The organism is Psychrobacillus sp. PGGUH221 (genome assembly GCF_042055255.1).
Taxonomy (GTDB): domain Bacteria; phylum Bacillota; class Bacilli; order Bacillales_A; family Planococcaceae; genus Psychrobacillus.
In genome coordinates this window covers 114,886-133,751 of record NZ_JAQMHQ010000011.1, presented here as the reverse complement: position 1 = coordinate 133,751, position 18,866 = coordinate 114,886, and the positions used below count along the sequence as shown (strand labels likewise).

Below are 18,866 nucleotides of genomic sequence, written 5' to 3'. Positions count from 1 at the left end.
CATATACTTATTATTTTTAGAATTTTACAATTATAAAAAGGGAGTGATGGATATGGAAAACGTAATACAGAATATTAAAGCACCAACTGGAAGTCAGTTATCTTGTAAGGGATGGACTCAAGAGGCGGCAATGCGAATGCTTATGAACAACTTGGATCCAGAAGTAGCAGAAAATCCGGATGAGCTTGTTGTATACGGAGGTATTGGGAAGGTAGCACGTAATTGGGAGAGCTACGCACAAATTATTGAGTCATTGAAAACGTTGGAAAATGATGAAACATTAATAGTGCAATCAGGTAAACCTGTCGCAGTATTCCGCACATATGAGCATTCACCAAGGGTATTAATTGCAAACTCAAATTTAGTTCCTGCATGGGCAAACTGGGAGCATTTTTATGAATTAGAAGATAAGGATTTAATGATGTATGGACAGATGACCGCTGGTAGCTGGATTTACATCGGTGCTCAAGGTATATTACAAGGTACTTATTTGAGCTTTGTAGAAGCTGGCAAGAAAGTGTTTGGCAATGCAGATTTACGTGGAAAATTGATATTGACTGGCGGTATGGGAGGCATGAGTGGTGCTCAACCATTGGCAGGAAAAATGGCTGGGGCAGTTATTCTAGTAGTAGAAGTAGACAAAAAACGTATTGAACGGAAGATAAAAGAAGGTTATTGTGATTATTTAGTGGAAGATTTAGACGAAGCATTAGAGTTGGCAAAGGCGCTCCAGAATAAGAAAGAACCCGCATCTATTGGACTTGTTGGAAACTGTGCAGATGTGTACCGAGAAATTTATGAACGAGGCATTATACCAGATTTCGTAACGGATCAAACAAGTGCACATGATCCATTAAACGGATATATACCAAATCATATGTCCCTTGCAGAAGCACTGCAATTACGCAAAGATAATCCGAAATTATATGAACAAAAGTCTAAACAAGCAATGGCAGACCATGTGCAAGCAATGCTTGATTTCCAAACATCAGGTGCAGAGGTATTTGACTATGGAAACAACATCCGTAAATATGCGCAAGAAATGGGCGTTAAAAATGCTTTTGATTTCCCTGGATTTGTGCCTGCTTATATACGTCCATTATTCTGCGAAGGAAAAGGACCATTCCGTTGGGCTGCACTATCAGGTGATCCAGAAGATATTTATAAAACAGATGCACTGGCAAAAGAAATGTTTGCGGATGATGAAGGGTTAGTGAACTGGATTGATATGGCGCAAAAAATGGTGAAGTGGCAAGGGCTTCCTGCGCGTATTTGTTGGCTTGGATATGGTAATCGTCACCGTTTTGCTTTAAAAGTAAACGAAATGGTCTCTTCAGGTGAACTAAAAGCACCAATTGTTTTTGGGCGTGATCATTTAGACTCTGGCTCTGTTGCATCTCCTAATCGTGAAACGGAAGGGATGAAGGATGGTTCGGATGCCGTTTCTGATTGGCCAATTTTAAATGCATTAGTGAATACAGCAGGTGGTGCGAGCTGGGTAAGCGTGCATCATGGTGGCGGTGTAGGTATGGGCTACTCCCAACATGCTGGTCAAGTACTCGTCGCTGATGGGACAGAAATGGCTGCAGAAAAAATTAATCGGGTATTAATATCAGATCCTGGTATGGGCATTGTGCGTCATGCAGATGCAGGCTATGATATCGCGATTAAAACGGCACAGGAAAAGAATGTTCAGATGCCAATGTTAAAAACAAAAGGATGATGAACCATGACATTACTTATAACAAATGCAAATCAAGTAATTACATTAAAATCTACTAGTCAAACTGCAAGAACAGGAAAAGAAATGAGCGAGCTCCATATTATCGAAAACGGTTGTGTATTAATTGAAGGAGATCGAATTGTTGCGGTAGGCTCGAAAGAAACTCTTCAAGACCAACATGCAGATTTGATAGCACATGCAGAAGTTATTGATGCTACCGGAAAAGTGGTTATGCCAGGCTTAGTCGATGCGCACACACATTTAGTGTTTGGTGGTACTCGTGAAAATGAATTTCAAATGCGCTTAAATGGTGCAACCTATATGGATATTATGAATGCGGGAGGTGGCATTCACGCAACGACGAAAAAAACGCGTGAATCATCATTTGAGCATTTATATGAAAAGACATATGAGCATCTCAACGATTTCCTAAGACACGGTATAACAACAGTTGAAGCGAAAAGTGGCTACGGTTTAGATTGGGAGACCGAAGAAAAACAGCTACAAGTTGCGAAAAAATTGCAAGAAAATCATGTCATTGATGTGGTAAGTACATTTATGGGAGCTCATGCCATCCCATCTGAATATAAAGAAAATCCGGATGCATATGTGGACTTAATAATTAATGAAATGATTCCAAAAGTGGTAGAAGGAAAGCTTGCAGAATTCAATGATGTTTTTTGTGAAAAGGGTGTTTTCACTCCAGAACAATCACGCAAAATTTTATTGGCTGGTAAAGAGCATGGCTTAATCCCTAAAATTCATGCAGATGAAATTGAACCGTATGAAGGAGCAGAGTTAGCCGCAGAGGTGGGGGCTATTTCTGCGGAGCATTTATTAGTCGCATCTGATCAAGGGATACGTGACATGGCGAAGGCTGGAACTGTTGCAGTTTTATTACCTGGAACTGCATTCTTCTTAAAAGCCGCATCTGCAAGAGGACGTTTGATGGTGGACGAAGGGGTGCCCGTCGCGATTTCTACAGACTTTAATCCAGGCTCATCACCAACGATTTCATTGCCATTCATTATGAACCTAGCTTGTATGAACATGGGAATGACGATGGAGGAAGTGCTGACTGCCACAACGATTAACGCCGCATACGCGATTAATCGTGGACAGGAAATTGGTTCACTTGAGGCTGGAAAGAAGGCAGATGTGCTTATTTTGAATGTAGCAAACTATCAGCAACTGCAATATTTCTACGGCATGAATCACACCCAGACAGTTATAAAAAATGGCGAAGTTGTAGTGGATAATGGAGTAATTATTGATCTTAAATAGAAGTAATTCCGGATAGAATGATTTATGACCGTATAAATAGAAATGTGACCTTCCATTTTAGAAGAAAGTAAATAAAATGCAGACCAATAAAACACCTGTAAGCGAGAGAAAACTCAGCTTACAGGTGTTTTTTTAATTGCATAGAGTGAATCCGAATAGAAAAATGAAGACAAAAAATCGAGGATATTTTTACAAATTCAAAGCATAATATCAATCAACTTTTCTTTACTCCAAGATAAATTATCAGAAAAAATGTTTGCTTTATGTATTTTTGGGGCAATACATAAATGGTGATTACTGATAACTTGTCATGGAGGGATTCACTTTGAAAATGAAAGTCATATTATTTACAGTAGTATTTATTTTTTCGTTTATTTCGGTAACGTATGCAGCAGAACCCATAGGTACTTTAACGAATGAGACTAAATCTAGTATAGAACGTTTCGACATAATGAAGGAGCATTTTGAAAATGCTTATGATAGGCAAGGAGCTTCAGAAGAATTACTTGAGCCAAAGGTATACATAGTGGAAGAAGGAGACAGTCTTTACGAGATTGCTATCGAACATAATGTGCCGTTAGATTCTCTGAAGGAATGGAATAATCTCACGGATCATACAATTCACCCGAAGGAAGAGCTCCTTGTAAGTAATGATCAACTAGCGAATTTTACAGAGCCTGCTTTAGCAGAGGGTGAAATGATTGTCACAGCAACGGCTTATACAGCATACTGTTACGGCTGTTCAGGCACAACCGCTTATGGGATCGATCTACGTGCCAACCCGGAAGAGAAAGTAATTGCTGTAGATCCAAGTGTTATTCCACTTGGCACAAAGGTGTGGGTAGAAGGCTACGGTGAGGCGATTGCTGGTGATACAGGTGGGGCAATTAAAGGAAATCGAATTGACGTTTTCATTCCATCCTACGACCATGCAATCGAATGGGGAGTAAAAGAGATTAAGCTTAAAATTATTGATTGATAGCGCATAGTTGAATGCGATAATGATTCTGTATATAATGAGCTTATACACATACAATAAAAAAGACTGGATACGCGAATATCCAGTCCTACAACTGCAAACCGCAGAAAAGAGCGGTTGGTCCGGTTGAACGCTGAAATAATCGTCCGCGCCTTACCAGTGGGGGACGGTTATTTCTTTTTTACAAAGAAAATAATCAGTGACACAACGATTGAAAAAGCTGCTATGAGTACAGCACTAAGCTGTATTAACAAACTGATTGTTTCGTATAACGTCAATGGCATCACCTCCTTCTAAAGGAAGTGACCAACCGCCCACCCTGCTTTGCAATTGTTAATGTATTATACCATAATCACAACGATTGTTTAGAACTACAAACCAGGTCAGAAACCATTATTGGTGTCTAACCTGGTTTTTTGTTACTTAAATTTGTTAAGGAAATTGCTTTAAAACACAGGGTTTATTTAATTAAATTAAGTGATTAAATGTTTTTTATTTAAAGGTTATCGGAATTGCTTTAAGTAATTTATTATTTTTAAGTGAATAGTTATAATTACTTAAAAGGGGTTGGGATGATGGATATAATCGATGGGAAGATTTTAGAGGCTTTAAAGCAAAATGGACGATCTACTGCATCTGATATTAGTAAGCAAGTAAATCTTTCTGTACCTGCTGTATCAGAAAGAATTAGAAAGCTGGAAGAGGCAAATATTATTGAACAATATACGATTAAAATTAATCGTGAGAAGATGGGGTTTAAATTACTCGCAGTTATTTTTGTGAATATTGACCATGCAACTAATATTCAACATTTCAGGGATGCGATTATTCAATTCCCCGAGGTGATAGAGTGTCACCATATGGCAGGCGAGTACGATTACATGCTAAAGGTTCTGATTGAAAATACTTCTAAATTAGAGTTTTTTCTAAATGAGCAATTAAAAACCATTCTAGGGGTTCAGAAATCCAATACATTAATTGTCTTATCTACTTTGAAAGAAATAATGAATAGGTGAATGGGATGATGATTTGGAAAGGATTTCGCTTTGGACTTTTTTTGCAAATAGCTGTCGGTCCTGTGTGTATTTTTATCTTTCAGACGGCTGCTACTTCAGGTTTTTTTATAGCGGAAATAGGTGTATTAGGTGTAACAATTGTGGATATTTTTTATATACTTGCAGCTATTTTTGGAATTGGAACACTACTTAACAAATATAAAAAGCTAAAGAGTATCATTCATTATTTTGGCGCAGCTGTGCTCATTATTTTTGGTATAAGTAATATCATTGGATTTTTTTATAGTTCTCCGATTGTAAGCATGGATCAAAGTGCAGGGAATACTCTTTGGAAAGCACTCCTACTAACTCTTTCAAATCCACTAACTATTTTATTTTGGGCAGGTGTTTTTTCTACGAAAATAGGGGAGGAAAATATAAAGCAAAAGGATTTATATTCTTTTGGTTTTGGAGCGGTATTGTCTGCTTTTATATTTTTAACGATTATCTCCATGTTAGGGACTTATTTAACGATACTATTAGAACCGAAAATGATTATGGGTTTAAACTTATTAGTTGGTATTGTGCTTTTGTTATTCGGGGTGAAAAATCTAGTTAAACATCGCAGAAATAACGTAAATCCAGGTCAACAAGTATGACCTGGATTTTTTTGTTTGAAGAATTAAGCGTTATTTGTAGTTGCCATAGCTTGGCTTATTTTTTCCGACGTTTCTTGTAGTAGTGGTAAGAATTCATCTCGAAGCACATCTTTGGAAATGCGGCCAGCGTGAACGGAGCAGTTGACAGCGGCGATCACTTCACCGTGCAAGTTTCGAATTGGGACTGCAATAGAACGAAGGCCCTCTTCTAATTGTTGATCGACACCTCCCCAATTATTTTTACGAACTTCTTTTAAAACTTCTAGTAACTGTACCTTGTGTTGAATGGTATTGTTTGTGAATTTAGTAAATTCATTTGAAGCAAAGTAGTTCTCCAATTTTTCTTCCGGCAGGTAGGCAAGTAAAACATGACCCATTGAAGTTGCGTATGCTGGCAGCCTTGTTCCTACATCTATGTTAATAGACATGATTCTTTTTGAAGAAACACGAGCTACATATAAAATATCTGTGCCATCGAGAATTGAAACGGAACAGGATTCTCCTGTTTTATTAACAAAGTCTCTCATGAATGGATGTGCGATACTCCATATGTTATTGGATGAAAGATAGGCATGGCCAAGAGTAAGCGTGCGAGCTGTTAAGGAAAAAAAACCATTTGTTGATTCAGCAAAGCCTAGGTGTTCCAGTGTTAGTAGGATTCTCCGGGCAGTGGGTCTACTTAGACCAGTAATTTTAGCTACATTACTAACCGTTAGCGATTGGTTTTTCTGAGTAAATGCTTGAATCACTTGAAGGCCACGATCTAAAGATTGTATATAGTCTCCAGATTGTTTAAAAGCATCTAATTTTTCTATAGGCAAAAATATGACCCCCTGTATTATTGTTACATGTACGAATAGAATAACATCGTACGTATAACGTGAAATATTAAAATTAAAAATGCAAGTACTTAATTATTATGAATGCGGTTACATTTCCCATTTTATCAGAATATTGAAGGTAATACCGAAGGAATTTAATCTAAATTTAGAACATAGATATGGAGCTTGTGAGTTGTATAATTACCGCTGGAGGTTAAGTCTAGGGATTACAGAGGAAGTTGCTATCGCAACAATAGTAGAAAATATGCAAGATTAATTTGTTTATGGTATTTGAATTCTTCGAAATTAAGTATGATGTAGATTACTAAATGGAAGCCACTTTTCAAAACAGATTTTAGTTGTTTTGAAGGGTGGTTTCTTTGTGTTTTATTAGAATGTATGGTTTTCAGAGATTTTGGGCAATACTGAGTTCAAATTTAGAGTAATTGAAAGATTACTTGTTAGGAGGAACTAGTATTGAAAGTTAGAAGTATATTGTTGGTACTGTTATTCGTATTTACGACGAATTCTGTCACGCATGCATCTGAGCTTTTTGTTGTCGCCACTAATGACGCAGAATTATCGATCTCTCCTGATCTAATAGAAGAGAGATCAATCATAGAAGAGACATTTGACGTACATTTCCAGGATGCATTAAATCTTTGGGCAGAATTAGAGGTGGAACCTGAGCCTCAAACGTATACCGTTGTGAAGGGGGATAACTTGTATAGGATTGCTGAGGCGCACAATATATCCTTGGCAGCTCTTATCAGTTGGAATGGTCTTACGACTGATTTAATTCATCCTGATGATGTACTAATCGTAAGCGGTGATGAGGAGGACGTGGTAGAGCTCGCTCAGTTGGAGCCAGTGAAACGTGTTGCATCATCGTCCAATGTGGAAAATTCAACGATCGAGGCCTCTCAACCAGTTGTTTCAGCCCCTCCTGCAGAGGAGGGGACTGAGATGATTGTTACAGCGACAGCCTATACAGCATACTGCGAAGGTTGTTCTGGAACGACCGCTTATGGAATTGACTTACGTGCAAATCCCGATCAAAAGGTAATTGCAGTAGATCCTCGAATCATTCCACTTGGTTCAAAAGTTTGGGTGGAAGGCTATGGAGAAGCAATTGCTGGTGATACTGGTGGTGCTATTAAAGGGAATAAAATCGATGTATTTATTCCAACATATGAGAGTGCTATGCAGTGGGGAGTTAAAAAGGTAAAGATCAAAGTAATCAATTAACAAAGTGCCTGTGGGATAAACGATTGTTTATTTCACGGGCTTTTTTGTATGTAAAATACGGCTGTCCATATGTTTAACTCGAACTTTTATCAATATAAAGCTTGAGAAGATGTTTATAATGATGCATAATGATAAAATTAATATATTGAATATAGGAGTTGTACACCATGTCCATGGAAGTAAAAGTTAAAGGAAAAATAAATAAGCAACTTGATAATAGAGGTCGCTTGTTAGTAAAATGTCCAGATAAGCCAGGGATTGTATCTGTTCTGTCGACATTTTTGCATAATCATGATTCAAATATTATTGAATCAAGTCAGTACTCCAGTGACCCAGAAAATGGCACATTTTTTATTCGTATCGAGTATCACAGCGATCATTTAACTGAAAAGTCTGCGAATATGGAGAAGGATTTTGAAGAAATAGCCGCTAGCCATTCCATGGACTATGAATTTGCTTATCCAAATGAGCGGAAGCGTTCTGCTATATTTGTTTCAAAAGAGCCCCACTGTTTGATGGAGCTTTTATGGGAATGGCAAAATGGTGATTTAGATACGGACATAGTGATTGTTATTAGTAATCACGAGGATGCTCGTCCTTTTGTGGAAGCATTAGGAATTCCATATCATTACATTCCTGCGAACAAAGATATTCGAAAACAAGTAGAAGAAGAGCAAATCCGTCTTATGAAAGAATACAATGTGGATCTATTAATCCTTGCGCGCTATATGCAAATATTGACGCCTGATTTTGTGCGCCACTTTGAAAATAGAATTATCAATATTCACCATTCCTTCTTACCAGCATTTATCGGAGCTGGCCCATATGAACGTGCTTTTGAGCGTGGTGTGAAGCTAATTGGTGCTACTTCTCATTATGTAACGAATAATCTGGATGAAGGTCCAATTATTGAACAGGATGTAGAACGAGTAGACCACCGAGACGATGTGACGGATTTAAAGAAAATTGGTCGCAAAATCGAACGTCGAGTTCTCGCAAAAGCAGTAAAATGGCATTTAGAAAATAGAATCATCGTACAAGATAATAAAACCATTGTGTTTCATTAAGTAAACTGTTTTGACACAAATATGTGAGATATGTAATAGATGGAAATGCTCATATAGGTTGAATGGGTTTGAGATTCTGTATATAATAAAAGTAGAAACATATAATATAAAGACTGGATACGCGAATATCCAGCCCTGCAACCGCAAACCGCAGAAAGAGCGGCTGGTCCGAGGTCAGAAATAACCGTCAAACCTTTGCTGAGGGACGGTTATTTCTTTTTTACAAAGAAAATAATCAATGTCACAACGATGGAGAAGGCTGCTAACATTACAGCGCTTAACTGTATTAACAAGCTTGTCATCTGATATGTTGTCATTGGTATCACCTCCCTAGAAGGAAGTGACCTACCGCCCACTCTGCCTATGCAATTGCATTTTTATTATAACATAAATACGAATGAGTGTTCTATTTTTTAGTAGAATTTCGATTTTTATTGTATAAATAGCTTGTTTATTAAATGGCTCTTTGCGAAAATGCAAAGAGTCATTTTTATTTTGAGTGAATCTCATAGAAGTAAACTACATAATGTGAGAAATGGTTGCTCTTGGGTTAAAATTGGTTGCTCTATGGAGAGAGTTGGTCGCGGTTCGGATACAATTGGTTGCTTATGCATGCGATTTGGTCTCGCTTAGACATTTTTTGTCTTTTATTAGATAAGAAATACATAGTTTTATTGAAAGTTACTTAATGGTGTGAAAGAAATATATTCCAATTAATGAATCTTATGTGTCATTACACTCGTATAACTAATACAGATTCTTGTTCTATTAGAGTGATGTCTTACTAATTAATTTATATGTAGGAGTGATTATATGATATGGATAAGCTTGATATTTATTTTATTGATAGTTTTTGCTTTAATATCAGTAGTTAAGACAATTTTGAGAAAAGTATTCAATATAGAAAAAGAAAAGAAAGAATTCTTTTCTTACAACCATATAAATGAATTGCATAGAAAAATTGATTGGGTTATAAGAATAGCTGTATTTATTGCAACGATTTCGGCCACATTCTATATGTTAAATGAGGATTTTTCAATAAACCTTTTACTATTTATATACTTTTTCAATGTAGTGATTGAATATGGGGTAAGTGCGTTTTTTCAATGGAAGTATTTGGATGGATCTAAACGATATATTCTTACTATTAGCGAAGGGGTTATCTTAGCGCTGGTGATAGCTATAGTAATCGATTTTGATTTACTTAGTTATGTATAACTTCTTAGTTTGAGAAATGGTTGCTGTTATGCGGGAAATGGTCTCGGTTCTAAGCTAGTTAGTCTCGGTAATAAAGAGATTTGTTCATTGGATAAAAATAACATAACCTTTGCTGTAGATGAGCTGTTTCAACTGTAGATAACTTGATATTATGAGAAATGGTCTCGATTCCAGTTGAGTTGGTCTCGTAATTAGCTTAATTGGTCTCGGTTAACAATTAATTGGTCTCGCTTAGTAACCGTTTAGTCTCGAAGTGCCATTAATTGTAAACAAAAACACGCCCCTTTCAAATAGAAGGGGCGTGTTTTTTTAAATTTCGATTGGCTTCTTCGCTCGGATATCGCCGAGGAAAAACTTGCCGTATGGAATCATTTTTTGAATGGCGATGGAAATTAAAATTGGTATGACTAGTCCCAGTGTAGTGAATCCGATTATTCCATATTGGAAATAGTCATTCAAAATAATATCCGTTAATATATGCAAATACATAATTGAAATAGAGTGTTTTTCAATATTGGCTAGCCAATTTAAAGGTACTATTTTTGTGAGTCTTTGGAAAAGAGCAAGAATCACAATAATAAAAGCTATGGGAATCACTAAGTCTAATACTAGGTGATCATATCTTAAAAACTTCATACTTAAATGGTAGTCAATTAAACCAACTCTGTCTGCAAAGACTGCGCCAATTGCCACAACGCCTGCTCCGATGAGCCAAGGGAGTGTGATGTTCATCCAGACAGATTTTGCATAATAGCCAAGGGCAAAGTAAACAATAGCCATTAACACAACATCCAAATTCCAAAGCATTGGAATTGTTTGAGAAGCTTCGTCTGGTGCTCCGCTAATTACACGCATTGCGAAGATACTTTCTAAATGTGCTACAAGGTAACATGTTGCTAGTAAAACTATTTGTTTTACACGGCTTAAATGTTTTGTCATCCAAATGAATAGCAAATAAGTGAAAAATAAAGTAGTTACAAACCAGAAAACGCCATAAGCTCCACGAGCGAATCGGCCTCCTATAACTAATGTAGATAAATCTTGTAAATACCAAGATAAATCGAAGTTTCCTAACGATAGCTCCATTCCATAACGAATTCCAGTAATAATCATTAGGAAGAATAAATAAGGGACCATCAATTGTAAAAATCTCTTTTTAACCGTTTTATTGGAGCTTTCATCTTCTGAGATTTCTTTAAAAAATAGTCCGCTTAATAAGAAAAATGCTGGCATGTGGAACCAGTATATATATTTTGCAAGTGGGAAATCTAATTCTCCAGGATAATGACCGATCACAACTAAAATCATTAAAAATCCTTTTGTCACATCTACCCATGTTAATCTCTTTTTAGACATATTACATCCTCCAAGCTTTGATCTCCATGTTTATTTATCCATTATACGGTGAATATAAACGTATATTGTGTTTCAATTATATTACAATAACGTAGAAAGGAGCCTGTAAAATGTTGGATGTTGTATGTTTTGGGGATAGTATCACCGCTAGAAAAGAAGGATATCCTTCCCCTATATTGACTCACAAACTAGCTTCTAAGCTCAAAAACTATCGATTCATCAACGCTGGTATTTCCGGAAATACGACTGCACAAGCGATGGAACGATTTGAAAAAGACGTACTTGCTAAAAAGCCTGATATAGTGACCATATTGTTTGGCGCCAATGATTCTTCCATACATAAGTTTGTGGAGCTGGATACATTTAAGCAAAATATAAAAGAATTCACAAAGAGAATTGGAGCAGAAAAAACGATTTTAATAACCCCTGCACCAGTAGACGAAGCTCTTCAACCAAATCGATCCAATGAACGATTAAAGCAATATGCTCAAGCGGTAAAGGAAGTAGCAGAAGAAACAGGGAGTCATACGATTGATTTTTTCACTGTACTTTATTTGAAACCGAACTACAAAGAGCTATTAATAGGAGAAAAGAATGACGGTCTTCATTTTGGTGAAGCAGGATATGAAATCTTATCAGATTTGATTGTTCAGAAGCTAGAGGAGATGAATGAAAGCAATCAATCGCCAGGATTTTTGCGGAGACTATTTCAAAGATTGTTCGATTAATAAGATGCTTCCCTTTTTTCAGTTTGTATTTTTTCATTAGGTATTGGAAAAGATAGGACTGAGTATGTGAAAAAGGAGTGGAAGGCATGTTACAGTTACAGACGGATCTAGAAGGTAAGAAGGCGTATTTTGGTGATTTGAAGAGTCGCATTCAAAGTCTCGGTTATTCAATCGGTGGAAATTGGGACTATCATAAAGGAAGCTTCGACAATGTTTTACATCGAGATGGTGGAGAGACGATTTATTTGCGACTACCTTTTGAGGTTTTAGAGGGTGATCTTGATCACCATGAAGCGTATATCCGTTTTCAAACGCCATATGTTATTAAACATGTGGTGAATATGGGATTGGATACAGACCAGAATTCCTTGCTGACGACCTCGGGTTTTGATCAATTTCAAGATCCGGTAGACAAAGATGGTCACATTGAGAATAAAAACAGGTGGGCACACGCTGGTGAGCAGGCTGTACAACAAGTTGTACAATATTTAAATTAAATAATATAGACCATTTCGCTATTTAGTGAAATGGTCTTTTTAATTCCAACAATTCACCTAAAGGAGTGCATACTTACATTCCGGCGCATATTTCTTTATAATAGAAGTCAAATAGTTATGTACTGGAAAGGACAGCGGCCGAAATGATTTTTGAACGGATAATTAATTCGGAGCAAGAAACAGAGGAACTTGCAAAGCAGCTTGCTGCTCTCTTAAAACCGGCAGATGTGCTCACGTTAGAGGGAGATTTAGGAGCAGGCAAAACAACCTTTACGAAAAGTGTTGCCAAAGGACTTGGCATTACGCGGAATGTGAATAGTCCAACGTTTACAATATTGAAGCAATACGAGGGTCGACTACCTTTGAATCATTTGGATGTCTACCGATTGGCAGATAGTGATGAGGATTTAGGTTGGGACGAGTTGTTTTACGGAGATGCGGTAAGTATTATCGAGTGGGCCCATTTAATAGAAACTGATTTGCCGCCAGAGCGTTTGGCTATTGAAATACTACAACTGGAAGATGAACAGCGAAAGTTTGCTTTTACTCCGTTTGGAAAACGTTATGAACAATTATGCGAGGAGCTTTTTGAATGATTTGGTTAGGAATAGATACATCACATACGCCGCTTGGGGTTGCTGTAGTAAAGGACGATCAAGTGCTTGCAGAGTATAAGTCGTCCCTTAAAATTACGCACTCAATCGGAACGATGCCAGCAATAGAAGAGTTATTGAAAAAGGCAGATATTAAGCCGAATGAAATAGATGCAATTGCTGTTGCGAATGGTCCAGGTTCTTACACAGGTGTGCGTATCGGAGTAACGATTGGAAAGACGCTTGCATGGACGCTGAATATCCCGATTGTTTCTGTATCGAGTTTACAAGTGTTAGCGGGCAATGTTCCGTTCTTTTCAGGAGTCGTTTGTTCCATTATGGATGCAAGACGCGGTAATGTGTTTGCAGGAATTTATATGAATGAAGAAGTGGTGAAGGAAGCGCATATGTCGCTAACAGAGCTACTTCAAACATTGGATGAAATGGGGCAACCGGTTTTATTTGTCGGAATGGATGTTTCGATTCATTGGGAGCAAATTAAAGAAGTACTTGGGGACAAAGTGCAACGGGTGAATGCAGCGTTTAATCTGCCGAGTGCAGCTGTATTAATTGAACTTGCTAAAAAGCAAGAAGCATCTGATGTGCATACGACTGTACCAGAGTATTTACGTGTAACAGAAGCTGAAGCTAATTGGATGAAAGAGCAGAAGAAAAATGGAAATTAATTATCGAAGAATGACTATAGAGGATATCGATCAAGTCTTACGTATAGAGCAAGAAGCCTTCACACTTCCTTGGACAAGAGAAGCGTTTGAACATGAAATGACGACAAATTTGTACTCCTATTATATTTTGGCAGAGACAGAAGAAAAAGAAATTGTTGGCTATTGCGGAATGTGGATTGTAATGGATGAAAGTCATATTACAAATGTAGCGGTAACTGAAAAGATGAGAGGTCTGAAAATTGGAGAGGGCCTCATGCGCGAAGCCATTCGAGTAGTGCTCGAGCAGGAAGTTGTTCTTATGACATTGGAAGTACGTGTATCAAATGATGTTGCCAAAAAATTATATTACAAATTAGGTTTCCAAGACGGCGGAATACGAAAAAATTATTATACAGATACGCAAGAGGATGCTCTTGTGATGTGGGTGGAATTTAAATGACAAAAGACCAATTTATTTTAGGAATTGAAACGAGCTGTGATGAAACAGCTGCGTCTATAGTGAAGAATGGTAAGGAAATTATTTCGAATGTGGTCGCTTCTCAAATAGAGAGCCATAAACGTTTTGGTGGGGTAGTTCCAGAAATTGCTTCCAGACATCATGTGGAACAAATCACGATAGTCGTGGAAGAAGCGTTAAAGCAGGCGAACATGACACCGAAGGAATTGGATGCAGTAGCAGTAACGGAAGGTCCAGGATTAGTAGGTGCACTTTTAATCGGAATAAATGCAGCAAAAGCTTTTGCCTTTGCAAATGGACTTCCACTTGTGGGCGTTCATCATATCGCTGGCCATATTTATGCCAACGCGCTCGTTCAGCCGATGGAATTTCCGCTTCTCGCATTAGTTGTATCAGGTGGACATACCGAGCTAGTATTAATGAAGGAAGACGGTCAGTTCGAGTTAATTGGTGAAACACGAGACGATGCAGCAGGAGAAGCTTACGATAAGGTTGCTCGTGTTTTGAATCTTCCTTATCCAGGAGGGCCACATATCGATCGACTGGCGACTGAAAGTGACGGGGCAGTGCCGTTTCCAAGAGCTTGGCTAGAAGAAGGATCTTATGATTTCAGCTTTAGTGGATTGAAATCTGCCGTTATCAATTATCAACATAATGCGGAGCAGCGTGGAGAGGAAATCAACCCAAACCATTTAGCAGCAGGATTCCAAGAGAGTGTAATTGAAGTGTTGACTGCAAAAACACTAAGAGCAGCACGTGAGTTTAACGTGAAACAAGTCATTGCAGCGGGTGGAGTAGCAGCGAACAAAGGTCTTCGAAAATCATTGGAAGAAACATTCACTAAAGAAAACATCCCTTTTTATGTCCCACCAATTTCATTGTGCACCGATAATGCAGCAATGATAGCTGCAGCTGGAAACTCTAAGTTTTCGGCAGGTCAACTTGGGGATATGTCGATGAATGGTCGACCAGGGATGGAATTAAATAGTTGGAACTAATTTTCATTTAAGCACATCAGCTAAAGTTCTACTAGCTTTCACCTCGTGTTACGTGCTTTGAAAGCTAGTCTGGAAATACGAAATCCTCTTTTCTTCGACAAGAAAAGAGGATTTTTTTAACAGGTTTATTTCCAGTTGTCAATAGAGAACATTCGTACTTATGCACAATTTGTGGATAAGATGTGTATAAGGTGGTAAATTTCAATATATAGTGTCACATTTATACACTTTCATGTGGAAAACTATCTTTCGAATCTGTGGACAATGTGTATAAGTCTGTTGATATGTTGGTATTGCTTAGTTTTTTATGTGAATAAATTTGTGGAAAAAAATTATTATAATTTTGTACTTGACCAACATATATGGGCATGAATCGACAAATTTTTATGGGAGCTTCATGGAGGTATGCTGATTACTTTTTCTTTATGATATACTGCCAGTGTGGTGGAAGGTCGTAAGTCTCTATATGCTTAAATTCAGTAAGACTAATCCTACTCGGAGTTATAGTAAAAGTTAACTGGTCTTTTCCAACAGGAATGTGTGGACCGACTACAGGAGTAACTTCAATCGTCACTGAAAATATAAACCCACGATAACCATTAGTTCTTTCCATGTTTAAAATTTTTATTTGATACGGATAAACCATCGGGGAAATTAGAAGGGAATCTGAATAATAATTTGTGATCGCCTTATCGATATTTGGAGAGAGTAAGGATAAAAATAAATCCATCATTAGTTCTTCTTTTGACTTTTCTTCTGGTTGATAGTAATTTTGTGCAGGCTCATCAATAGCTGTATTTGACTGAACTAATATGGATGGCGGTAAAAGAAACAGAACAAAAGAAAAGACAAGTAATATTTTTTTCATAATTACGCCACCTTCATCATTATTTTGTTCAGAAAAAGTTAACTTATTTCGTCCAAATATTAGTGAATGGATAAAAAGTTTAAACGCTCGACATGAGCTATACATAAATCAATGTTTTTGGATAAAAATAATTTGATGATAAGGACGTGATTTCAATTATTGCAATTGCCCTTTTTATACTTGCAGGATTAGCTGAAATTGGTGGTGGTTATCTCATATGGCTTTGGTTAAGAGAAGGTAAGCCGTATTATTGGGGTGTTTTAGGAGGTGTGGCATTAGCTTTATATGGAGTAATTGCTACATTTCAAACTTTTCCATCGTTTGGCAGAGTGTATGCTGCTTATGGCGGTGTGTTTATAGTTCTTTCTGTATTATGGGGCTGGGGAATTGATAAGAAAACACCAGATTTTTATGATTGGATAGGTGCAGGTATATGCATAGTTGGTGTGTTAGTCATGCTATTTGCTCCGCGCCATTAAAAAAGGAGTTAAATAACAAGCAATCGGATGGTTTAGTTAAATAATCGGATGGTTATCAGCTATAATCGGATGATTAACCAACATAATCGGATGGTTTCAAGCAAAAATCGGATGGCTCACTAAGAAAATCGGATGGCCACTCAAGATAATCGGGTGGTTCCTCATTTCAAATAAAAAAAATAGTGTAAACCATTTCTCGGTTTACACTACTTATTTCATGAAACGATTTCTTCGAGTTGCTCTTGCAATTCTAACCATTCGTTGGACAAATTATCTTGTTTTTCTTTCCATTCATCTAGTTCTTTTTGCAATTGTTGTACAGCTTCGTGGTCTTGGAAAATTGCAGGGTCACAAAGCTTTTCTTCTATAGAAGCAATCTCTGTATCCACTAACGGAATTTGAGATTCTAGTTCTTCCAGTTGTCTACGGAGTTGGCGTTCTTTTTTCTTCGCTTCTTTATCAATCGTAGAAGTGCTTGCCTTTACGACAACGGCTTTTTCTATTGCTCCTGCGCTCTCAAGAGCCAGCTCTTCTAGTTCGAGTTTCTTTTCTAAATAGTAATCGTAATCTCCCAAAAATAGTGCTGCGTGATCATTCGATAATTCAACCACTTTCGTAGCGATTCTATTAATGAAGTAACGGTCATGTGAGACGAAAAGAATCGTTCCTGGAAAATCGAGCAATGCATTTTCAAGCACTTCTTTACTATCTAAATCTAAATGGTTGGTCGGCTCATCTAGCACTAACGTATTTGCTTTTAACAACATTAGCTTTGCTAGAGCAAGTCTAGCTTTCTCTCCACCAGATAAGGTAGAAACGGTTTTTTGAACATCGTCTCCACTAAATAGAAAACGACCTAACACAGTACGGACATCTTTTTCATTCATAAGTGGCCATTCGTCCCATAATTCAAGAAGTGCTGTTTTATTGCCAGTAAGAGCAGCTTGTTCTTGGTCGTAGTATCCAAATTGGACGTTTGTGCCGTATTGAATTTTACCGCCTGCACTTTCTAGTTGTTTCATAATGGTCTTCAGTAAGGTAGATTTACCGACACCATTTGGTCCGACTAGCGCTATTCTGTCCTGCTTATATACGGAAAAAGAAATATTTTTAGAAACCGATTTGCCAGGATAGCCAACAGAAACTTCTTCGAGTCTAAGTACATCATTTCCACTTGGCCGATCAATCGAAAAGCCGAAAGAAGCTGATTTTTCATCACCATCTGGAGAATCCATCCAGTCTGTCTTCTCAATCACTTTGCGTCTCGATTGAGCCATTTTGGTTGTGGAAGCACGAGCTAAATTTCGATTGACAAAGTCTTCGAGTTTAGCTTTTTCCTCCTGCTGTTTTTCGTACATTTTTTTATCACGTTCGTAATTTTTTGCTTTTTGATCAAGGTAACTACTATAGTTGCCAACATATCTAGTAACATTATGGCGAGATACTTCATAAACAAAGTTTACGACTTGATCTAAGAAATAGCGGTCATGGGACACGATAAGAATTGCGCCACTATAGTTTTTTAAATAGTTTTCCAAAAAGTTCAGTGTTTCAATGTCCAAGTGGTTGGTCGGCTCATCCAATATGAGTAAATCGGGTTTGCTAAGTAGCATTTTAGCCAGTGCCAACCTAGTCTTTTGTCCACCAGATAATGCTTGCACAGGCTTATCATAATCCTCAGGGAAAAACTGCATTCCGTGTAAAATAGAACGGATATCTGATTCGTATCGATAACCGCCTGCTTCTTTAAAAGATAGCTGTAGCTCATCATACGCAGCTGTAACTCGTGCATAGTCATCGGAGTCCTCGTATACAGATGGGTCTGCCATTTGCGTTTCTAAGGAACGAAGCTCTTTTTCTGATTCGATGAGATGATTAAAGATGGACTTCATTTCTTCCCATATAGAAAGTTTTGATTCTAGTCCGGCATGTTGCTCTAAGTATCCTAATCGAATGTTCTTAGGCATAATGATATCGCCGGAATCATACGACATTTCTCCAGCTATTATTTTAAGTAAAGTAGATTTTCCTGCACCGTTTCGACCTACAAGGGCTACCCGATCTCGGTCTTGAACCTCTAACTTTACATTAGTTAATATATCTTCTCCGTTAAAGGATTTTGTTACTTGATTGACTTGTAAAACAATCACGATGATTCGCACCTCAATTCTATCTTAAGTGTAATAGATAGGACTTGTCGTTGCAACGCT

At 37.5% G+C, this 18,866-nt stretch carries 19 protein-coding genes; 15 read left to right on the top strand and 4 right to left on the bottom strand.

The genetic code is table 11. The annotated features are described in order from the left end of the window. Nucleotides 1-52 precede the first annotated feature (52 nt). From hutU to PGC35_RS18605, 5 genes are all read left to right on the top strand, one after another. Nucleotides 53-1,723: a urocanate hydratase gene (gene hutU / locus PGC35_RS18625; protein WP_375220193.1), complete on the top strand. Its 1,671-nt coding sequence runs from the start codon at nucleotides 53-55 to the stop codon at nucleotides 1,721-1,723. Between the two features lie 6 nt (nucleotides 1,724-1,729). Further along, on the top strand, nucleotides 1,730-3,007 hold the full coding sequence (gene hutI / locus PGC35_RS18620) for an imidazolonepropionase (RefSeq protein ID WP_375220192.1): 1,278 nt from the start codon (nucleotides 1,730-1,732) through the stop codon (nucleotides 3,005-3,007). Nucleotides 3,008-3,338: 331 nt separating this feature from the next. Beyond that, nucleotides 3,339-3,986: a 3D domain-containing protein gene (locus PGC35_RS18615; RefSeq protein WP_375220260.1), complete on the top strand. Its 648-nt coding sequence runs from the start codon at nucleotides 3,339-3,341 to the stop codon at nucleotides 3,984-3,986. Between the two features lie 575 nt (nucleotides 3,987-4,561). Continuing rightward, nucleotides 4,562-5,002 (top strand): Lrp/AsnC family transcriptional regulator, encoded by a 441-nt coding sequence (locus tag PGC35_RS18610; RefSeq protein ID WP_375220191.1) that lies wholly within the window; start codon nucleotides 4,562-4,564, stop codon nucleotides 5,000-5,002. 8 nt (nucleotides 5,003-5,010) lie between these two features. Beyond that, nucleotides 5,011-5,640, top strand: coding sequence for a LysE family translocator (locus PGC35_RS18605; RefSeq protein ID WP_375220190.1), 630 nt, complete (start codon nucleotides 5,011-5,013; stop codon nucleotides 5,638-5,640). Between the two features lie 23 nt (nucleotides 5,641-5,663). Here PGC35_RS18605 and PGC35_RS18600 read toward each other — a convergent pair whose 3' ends face one another. Further along, nucleotides 5,664-6,461, bottom strand: coding sequence for an IclR family transcriptional regulator domain-containing protein (locus PGC35_RS18600; RefSeq protein ID WP_375220189.1), 798 nt, complete (start codon nucleotides 6,459-6,461; stop codon nucleotides 5,664-5,666). A gap of 477 nt (nucleotides 6,462-6,938) precedes the next feature. On the opposite strand from PGC35_RS18600, the gene PGC35_RS18595 reads away from it, so the two are divergent. The 3 genes from PGC35_RS18595 to PGC35_RS18585 all read left to right on the top strand — a co-directional run bounded on the left by PGC35_RS18595 (nucleotide 6,939) and on the right by PGC35_RS18585 (nucleotide 9,994). After that, nucleotides 6,939-7,709 carry a 3D domain-containing protein gene (locus PGC35_RS18595; RefSeq protein WP_375220188.1) on the top strand — a complete coding sequence of 257 codons (771 nt, stop codon included), beginning with the start codon at nucleotides 6,939-6,941 and terminating at the stop codon, nucleotides 7,707-7,709. 173 nt (nucleotides 7,710-7,882) lie between these two features. Continuing rightward, a complete protein-coding gene (gene purU, locus PGC35_RS18590) occupies nucleotides 7,883-8,776 on the top strand; it encodes a formyltetrahydrofolate deformylase (protein WP_375220259.1) in 894 nt (297 codons plus the stop codon). A gap of 813 nt (nucleotides 8,777-9,589) precedes the next feature. Next, nucleotides 9,590-9,994, top strand: coding sequence for a DUF4181 domain-containing protein (locus PGC35_RS18585; RefSeq protein ID WP_375220187.1), 405 nt, complete (start codon nucleotides 9,590-9,592; stop codon nucleotides 9,992-9,994). A 309-nt stretch (nucleotides 9,995-10,303) separates the two neighbouring features. Here PGC35_RS18585 and PGC35_RS18580 read toward each other — a convergent pair whose 3' ends face one another. Next, on the bottom strand, nucleotides 10,304-11,350 hold the full coding sequence (locus PGC35_RS18580; protein WP_375220186.1) for an acyltransferase family protein: 1,047 nt from the start codon (nucleotides 11,348-11,350) through the stop codon (nucleotides 10,304-10,306). Nucleotides 11,351-11,460: 110 nt separating this feature from the next. Here PGC35_RS18580 and PGC35_RS18575 point away from each other — a divergent pair, with 110 nt between their 5' ends. The 6 genes from PGC35_RS18575 (at nucleotide 11,461) to tsaD (ending at nucleotide 15,309) form a co-directional block, all read left to right on the top strand. Continuing rightward, nucleotides 11,461-12,078 carry an SGNH/GDSL hydrolase family protein gene (locus PGC35_RS18575; protein ID WP_375220185.1) on the top strand — a complete coding sequence of 206 codons (618 nt, stop codon included), beginning with the start codon at nucleotides 11,461-11,463 and terminating at the stop codon, nucleotides 12,076-12,078. An 86-nt stretch (nucleotides 12,079-12,164) separates the two neighbouring features. Further along, the gene (locus PGC35_RS18570; protein ID WP_275783989.1) at nucleotides 12,165-12,575 is read left to right on the top strand and encodes a YugN family protein; all 411 of its coding nucleotides are present in this window, start codon (nucleotides 12,165-12,167) and stop codon (nucleotides 12,573-12,575) included. A gap of 143 nt (nucleotides 12,576-12,718) precedes the next feature. Then, nucleotides 12,719-13,171 (top strand): tRNA (adenosine(37)-N6)-threonylcarbamoyltransferase complex ATPase subunit type 1 TsaE, encoded by a 453-nt coding sequence (gene tsaE, locus PGC35_RS18565; RefSeq protein ID WP_375220184.1) that lies wholly within the window; start codon nucleotides 12,719-12,721, stop codon nucleotides 13,169-13,171. Next, nucleotides 13,168-13,854, top strand: coding sequence for a tRNA (adenosine(37)-N6)-threonylcarbamoyltransferase complex dimerization subunit type 1 TsaB (tsaB, locus tag PGC35_RS18560; RefSeq protein WP_375220183.1), 687 nt, complete (start codon nucleotides 13,168-13,170; stop codon nucleotides 13,852-13,854). The genes tsaE and tsaB overlap by 4 nt, the downstream gene beginning before the upstream one ends. Further along, entirely contained in the window at nucleotides 13,844-14,293 is a 450-nt protein-coding gene (gene rimI, locus PGC35_RS18555) for a ribosomal protein S18-alanine N-acetyltransferase (RefSeq protein ID WP_053591776.1), read from the top strand. Before tsaB ends, rimI begins: the two co-directional genes overlap by 11 nt. Beyond that, on the top strand, nucleotides 14,290-15,309 hold the full coding sequence (gene tsaD, locus PGC35_RS18550) for a tRNA (adenosine(37)-N6)-threonylcarbamoyltransferase complex transferase subunit TsaD (protein ID WP_275783999.1): 1,020 nt from the start codon (nucleotides 14,290-14,292) through the stop codon (nucleotides 15,307-15,309). The genes rimI and tsaD overlap by 4 nt, the downstream gene beginning before the upstream one ends. A 412-nt stretch (nucleotides 15,310-15,721) precedes the next feature. Here the strand turns inward: tsaD and PGC35_RS18545 are convergent, their stop codons facing one another. Continuing rightward, a complete protein-coding gene (locus PGC35_RS18545; RefSeq protein WP_375220182.1) occupies nucleotides 15,722-16,177 on the bottom strand; it encodes a DUF3888 domain-containing protein in 456 nt (151 codons plus the stop codon). 155 nt (nucleotides 16,178-16,332) lie between these two features. On the opposite strand from PGC35_RS18545, the gene PGC35_RS18540 reads away from it, so the two are divergent. Further along, nucleotides 16,333-16,656 carry a YnfA family protein gene (locus tag PGC35_RS18540; protein WP_375220258.1) on the top strand — a complete coding sequence of 108 codons (324 nt, stop codon included), beginning with the start codon at nucleotides 16,333-16,335 and terminating at the stop codon, nucleotides 16,654-16,656. A 215-nt stretch (nucleotides 16,657-16,871) separates the two neighbouring features. On the opposite strand, the gene PGC35_RS18535 is transcribed toward PGC35_RS18540, so the two are convergent. Then, nucleotides 16,872-18,806, bottom strand: a complete 1,935-nt coding sequence (locus PGC35_RS18535) for an ABC-F family ATP-binding cassette domain-containing protein (protein ID WP_375220181.1) — start codon at nucleotides 18,804-18,806, stop codon at nucleotides 16,872-16,874. Nucleotides 18,807-18,866: the final 60 nt, after the last annotated feature.